Origin of the sequence: Clostridium sp. MCC353 (genome assembly GCF_018785315.1) — a bacterium.
GTDB lineage: Bacteria > Bacillota > Clostridia > Lachnospirales > Lachnospiraceae > CHH4-2.
Genome location: NZ_WQPN01000134.1, coordinates 155,402 through 157,039, shown reverse-complemented (window position 1 = coordinate 157,039; position 1,638 = coordinate 155,402). Strand labels below are relative to the sequence as shown.

Sequence of the window (1,638 nt, the reverse complement as noted above, 5' to 3'; positions counted from 1 at the left end):
TTTTGAATTCAAACAGAAGTTCCCGTAAGTCAATTTCAATTTCGTCCTGATCCTCGTCAAATCTCTTTTCCATAAATGTTTTAGTTCCTTTACTCAATTTCTCTCTATTTTCCGCTGTCGGATTCTCTCCAGTCTGCTGGATTTTATAGAAACAGACTGAATTTGCCCACTCCACTTTGTTCTGCCTCGGCAGTCTGTTTTCTTCTCAGTGTTTTGTATTCATCTCAGTATTCTGCTTTTATCTCCGGCGCTCACGCCCATCCTCCGCACACGGCCACATTTCCTCCCCTAGCATCCCCAATTAATATCTCCATCGGATTTCTCATCATCATCCGTACTGCCTCATCTTCCCCACATCTCCTATAAATCCATTCCACCGCTTTCCCGGTCTTGGGCGGACGGAAATCCACCCGGTGCATATCCGTTCCCAGAAATTGGATTTTTCCTTCCTGAACCATCCTTCTGCACCACAGCGTCTCTCTCACATAACGGATTCCCCCAGACAAGCTGCTAAAGTTCATCTGCATATACGCCCCGGATTTTCTCAGTTCCTCAATTCGTCCCGGTGTCCTAAGGCATGGATATCGTTCAATATGGGCCAGCATCGGACGGTAACGCATCAGCGACATCTGTCTCACAGCCTGGTAAATGGTCTCATAAGCTGTATCCGTCTGGAATTCCATTAAAAAGCAGTCGGAACCTGCCATAGGCACTGTTTTTCCAGCCGCAACCTCATCAAAGATCCCATGAAAGTAGATCAGTTCCTGCCCGGCATAGATATTCATATCCGGGAACAGCTTATCCGCCTCCCTCTGTACCTTCTGCGTCAGCTCCAAGATCCCGCCCGGTTCTATGTAATGCTTCCCCCTATGGAAATGCGGGGTCGCTATGATCGTCCGTATCCCCTGCCCATATGCCTGTTTTATTAATTCCCTGGTTTCCCACATGCGCCTGGCGCCATCGTCAATGCCCGGCAGGATATGGGAATGCACGTCGATAATCGGTTCCATGACCCTTTCCTTCCTGATTTATGTTCTTTTAATTCCATACACACTGCAATTCATCCATCAGCAAAGCCCGTTTCTAAAAATCCTCCAGCAATCCGGGTACACAAAAAAGAGAAGTGAAATTACCGTACTTCCTCCACTTCTATCCCCAGTTCTCTGGCAATCATTTCCATGGTCCTGCTGCTGCTGTTCCTTCCAAATATCACATCACTGATGGTGGAATTAGAATACCCCAGCCTTTTTGCCAGCTCTTTGTTTGACATGTTCTGTTCAATTAATGCAATTTTTACCCTTACTCCAAAATTTGTACATTTTCTTAAATCTGCCATTCTGGCACCCCCGTTTTCCTCTTGTCCCTTTCAGTTACGGACCGGCCGTCACATAATTACGTCCCCTCCGGCACAAAAATAACCACATAATCTGAATTATGTGGTAATAGTGATGGACACCGGAAGGTTTCCTCGGAAAAAGTAACGGTAGAGCCCCCTCTTTTACCGCTCTTTTTGGTGTCAAAATATAATTTTTTAATAAATTTACGATTCTACTTGAAATTTCTGGGAAAAGATAGCATAATAGCTAGTAGGAAAATACAGATCCACTACTACATAATTCAGATTATGTCCTTATTTTC

Annotated in this window: 2 protein-coding genes; both read right to left on the bottom strand. The window is 44.9% G+C overall.

All coding sequences use genetic code 11. The annotated features are described in order from the left end of the window. Positions 1-251: 251 nt before the first annotated feature. A complete protein-coding gene (locus GPL15_RS22435; RefSeq protein WP_215700896.1) occupies positions 252-1,010 on the bottom strand; it encodes a CpsB/CapC family capsule biosynthesis tyrosine phosphatase in 759 nt (252 codons plus the stop codon). Positions 1,011-1,129: 119 nt separating this feature from the next. Further along, entirely contained in the window at positions 1,130-1,336 is a 207-nt protein-coding gene (locus GPL15_RS22430) for a helix-turn-helix transcriptional regulator (protein WP_215700895.1), read from the bottom strand. Positions 1,337-1,638 lie beyond the last annotated feature (302 nt).